Annotated in this window: 2 protein-coding genes and 1 pseudogene; 1 reads left to right on the forward strand and 2 read right to left on the reverse strand. The window is 40.2% G+C overall.

The window, feature by feature from the left end; all coding sequences use genetic code 11:
- Together VF500_RS31760 and VF500_RS03985 are read right to left on the reverse strand one after the other, a co-directional pair.
- Positions 1-1,067 (reverse strand): annotated as a pseudogene (locus VF500_RS31760) (DUF3857 domain-containing protein); the annotation flags it as partial.
- Positions 1,067-3,040 (reverse strand): DUF3857 domain-containing protein, encoded by a 1,974-nt coding sequence (locus tag VF500_RS03985; RefSeq protein WP_330858426.1) that lies wholly within the window; start codon positions 3,038-3,040, stop codon positions 1,067-1,069. The pseudogene VF500_RS31760 and the gene VF500_RS03985, both read right to left, overlap by 1 nt.
- A gap of 125 nt (positions 3,041-3,165) precedes the next feature.
- Here VF500_RS03985 and VF500_RS03990 point away from each other — a divergent pair, with 125 nt between their 5' ends.
- On the forward strand, positions 3,166-4,191 hold the full coding sequence (locus VF500_RS03990) for an exonuclease domain-containing protein (RefSeq protein WP_330858427.1): 1,026 nt from the start codon (positions 3,166-3,168) through the stop codon (positions 4,189-4,191).
- The last annotated feature ends 157 nt before the right edge of the window (positions 4,192-4,348 follow it).

The raw sequence follows: 4,348 nt of genomic DNA on the forward strand, positions 1-4,348 counted from the left end.
TTTCCCGCCTCAACTACACAATAATATGAATCAATATTAACCGCTTTAAATAAAGCTTGTGTATAGTTAACAAGGGCTTTACAGTCACCGTAGTTTTGCTGATCAACATCTGCTGCGGGGAAAGGCTGATATCCGCCAATACCTATTGATATATTGATGTAATGAGTTTTGCCTTGCATGTACTCATAGATCTTTCTTGCTTTTTGCTTAGGATCGGTAATATCATTAGTGAGTTCCTTCATGCGGCTTACAGTTTGCGGGGATAGCACCTGTCTGCCGGCATTAAGTTTATCATATTGCCACATACCAAGCTCTTTCCAGTTAGTAAACGAGCCGGTTATGCCGCCATAACTAAATTTCTCCGGGGCTATTTTAACATAAGTTAAATTTGCAGTGCGAAGCGGGCTGTATGGTTCGTATTTGACAGCTTTTAAATTGCTTGCCTGCCACGTATAAGTTTTTAATCCATCTTTATTGGTGCCAATAACCACTTTTGACGGAACGTTCACTTCTTTATACCTGATCTTAAAGTCGGGCTTACAAATAAATGTGTATGAACTTTTTTCGACAGCTACGCCGGTTGATGGATTAGGTTCCCAATCCCTGAACTCAAGCGTTTGTTATAATTTTACATCATACTCATAGCTTACCGTATACGGGTAGTCACTTACCAACGGGCGATAGTGTTTGATCTTAACATCAGTGAATAGGGAAAAACCGTCATGATTGCTGTCATCCTCAAAGTCACTTTCACTAAACTTACTGATGGGCTTGCCATATTGATTGTAAACTACTCCTTTAACATCTTTAATAATGCGGTTTTTGTTGTGCGAAATACCAATGGCAACATCGTCGTCCCCATTTTTATTAAATACAGTAATAGCTCTTTTTACATGAAGCAGGGTATTGTCAAGATCACGGACCTCTGTTGTTATTGCTTCGTTTCGAACAACTGAGCTTGCATAAGGTAAAAGTTCTTTTGATATAAGGGACACATCATAATTATCCTGTGCAGTAGCATTGGTATAAATGATGACGGAAAAAAACAGCGTTAAAAATGTCTTCATTATTTTTTCTTGAAAATCATGTCGGCTTTTTCGGTGAGGATGATCTTGTTATAAAGTTCTTTTAAATAAGGGTACTCGGCCGAATCGTAAACTGATTTATTGAATTGAATAATATTTGAAAATGTGAATGTACTATTGTCCTGCGTTTCAAATGAAGTAGCAAACATCCCTCCTTTATTAGGTAAAGAAAAAGCCACTACTTGCGGCGGTGTTTCAATAACATATTGTGCGGGTATATGCATTACCAGTACTAAACGTTTATCCGACGCATAGCCCCAGTCAACAGGGAAATCGCGTTCGGTTAGTTTAAAAGGGTTTGTTGTGCGTTTTTCCCAAAGGTAGGGGCTAAAGGAAAGCCTGTCATGATTAGTGTTGTCAAATGCGTCTATCTCTACTTCAAAGCTTTCTCTTAAAGGATTGTCAAGGCTATCCAGGTTCATTATATCTGATTTAAGAACCTTTAGTTTAGGCTGCTTTTCATCAAAATCTTCAACATATTCATCAACAGAGTTGAACTTTTTTATAGCCTTACGCTTTTCATAAGCATCATAACCTTTGTAGTAGGTAATAAGGCTGCCCTTTAATTTGCCGTTGTCAAGCAAAGTTAATTCAAGGGTGCGGGTTGTGGCTGCTTTTTGCTGTGAAGTTAGCTCTATCCAGTATGACGGTTTATTGAGGCTGATCACCCTACCTTTATCATTAATACATTTAAGGGGCAGCAAGCCAAATGAAAGTAACGGCTCTGTAGCGTCCAACAGGTAGGTTTGTTCGCCAATGGTTAGTCGGGCTACTACGTAATTAAAGTCGTTAAGTACCGGATAAAGGGTATTCACCATTCCATGATCACGGGTTGAGAGTAATACAGCCTCGGTATTAAGCCCGGCTGCATTTAACGCGGTAATAAGGGTGAGGTTAATATCTGCAATGCTGCCTGCATGTGTATCCAAAGCTTTTTTTACTCCATCACTACTGTAAATACCGATGTAATCGTTCCACTTTACCTGGCTTTTTACCCAGGCATATATGGCCCTTGCTTTGTCAATGTCTGCCGTTTTACCAGCAATCACCGGAGCTATCCTTTCTTTAAGCAGACTCGTGCGTTTTAACTGAGAGCCAAATTCATCGGCTATTTTTAGCTGACGATCAACATCGCTCCACTCTTTTGTCACAACAGTTTTAACACTGGTATAAGGGTTGGTGTATTCAACCAGTTCAAAAAATATTGCCGATAAAAAGTTTTTGCGTGCAGTCATGTAATCCTCATCAATAAAGGCCGGGATATCCTTCATTGCGTAAGTTATATGAGAGCAATCAGCTTTTGATCCTCCGGATGTGAAGCACTCCCGTTCAACTTCCGAATTGCTTTTCGTTAGTTTCAATGCCCCGCGCAATGAGGCATTAAAAGTCCAGAAGCCAGGGATATGTACTTCATATTGTGAGTTTACTTTTGGTATATCGTCCTGGAATGTCCACCCGCGAAAATGGTCCCAATAAGGTGAGATCAATTCATATTTAAATTCAATAACACAACCCGGGCGCAATGCTGGCAAGGCAAACTTTACAGTGCTGCCATACTTATAATCTTTAACCGTAAATACTTTTTTAGAGTCAAGTTCGGACTTTTGAATAATACCGTTGTCGTCTTTATAATAAGTAAAACCGGTAACACTGGTAATATCTTCGGATGAGTTATCACCGTTGTGTATAGGGATCTCGATGGTGCCGTGGGTTAGGCCTTCTTTGGTAAATATTTTAATTTTGGCGTGATATGTATGGATCAGCCTGATATGGTCCATATATTCATCTATCCGGGTATTGCCAAATTCATTTAGGAAGACCGCGTTAGCTTGCGGATCTTTATCATATTTGGTCATTTCGACCTCCTGATCAGTGACTCCAGCTTCAAAATCCTGGGCTGTGGCTACGTGTGATAAGCCGATAAAAATCAAAAGAATAAGGAAGATTTTGCTCATACAAATTGTGATAATTAGGGATAATCAAATTAAATAATAAATTGGTATATTAAATAAATTAAAAAATTTATTCTGCTGATTAATTTTAGGACATTTGCGACCTTTGCATCTCTGAACACTAACAAATGAAATTAAAATTAAAACGCCCGCTGGCTTTCTTTGATCTTGAAACAACAGGTACCAATATCGGTGCCGACCGCATAGTTGAAATATCTGTTATCAAGCTTAATCCGGATGGCAGCGAGGATGTTAAAACATGGCGTGTTCACCCGGGCATCCCTATTCCGCTGGAGTCATCACTGGTGCATGGCATCTATGATGAGCACATACAAAACGAAAAACAATTTAAAGAGCTTGGGCAGGAAATAGCCGATTTTATTGGCGATAGCGATCTGGCCGGCTATAACTCAAATAAGTTTGATATCCCCATGATCATGGAGGAATTTTTGCGCGCTGGTGTATCATTTAGTTTAGATGAGCGCCATTTTGTTGATGTGCAAAACATATTTCACCAGATGGAACAGCGTACTTTGAAGGCCGCTTACCAGTTTTATTGCAATAAAGTAATTGAAAACGCCCATTCGGCCGAGGCTGATACCCGTGCTACCATGGAGGTTTTGCTGGCGCAGATAGAGCGTTATGAAAACGTAGAGTGGGAGGATAAAAAAGGTAACAAATTAATTCCTGTTGTTGGTGATGTTGAAGCTTTACACGTATTTACCAACCTGAGTAAACCGGTTGATTTTGCAGGCCGTATGGTTTACAATGAGCAGGGCGAAGAGCTGATAAACTTTGGCAAGCATAAAGGCAAACGTGTAGAGGATGTACTGAACGCCGAGCCAAGCTATTATTCATGGATGATGCAAGGCGATTTTCCTCTGTATACCAAACGCAAGCTCGAAGAGATCTACACCCGCTGGAATGCCAAAAAAACAGCCGAGCGCCAGGCTAACAAAGCAGCCCAGCCAAAGCCGGCAGATCAGCAGCCTGCTGCTTCTAAACCAGAATATCAAAAAAAGGAATACACCAAGCCCGATCATACCAAAAATCAGCAATATCAAAACAAACCTTTTAAAAAGAAGGATGAGCCGGCACAGCCAGTTAATGATGATATGCTGGCTCAGTTAGCATTGAAGTTTAAAAAGGGGTAAATTATTATAAAAAAAGCGTCATTGCGAGTAACCATCAGGATTCTCCTGAAAAAAAATGAGATGACGTGCTCTGCGATGAGAAGTAAGATATTAGCGGAATAAACAGGGCAAATTACACACCCCGTATAACCCTTGGGGCCTTTAAGAGCCCGCTTGC

Origin of the sequence: Mucilaginibacter sp. (assembly GCF_036383575.1) — a bacterium.
GTDB lineage: Bacteria > Bacteroidota > Bacteroidia > Sphingobacteriales > Sphingobacteriaceae > Mucilaginibacter.

Coding starts and splice junctions, on each gene's coding strand:
- VF500_RS03985 (WP_330858426.1), bottom strand. CDS start 3,040: ATGAGCAAAATCTTCCTTATTCTTTTGATTTTTATCGGCTTATCACAC.
- VF500_RS03990 (WP_330858427.1), top strand. CDS start 3,166: ATGAAATTAAAATTAAAACGCCCGCTGGCTTTCTTTGATCTTGAAACA.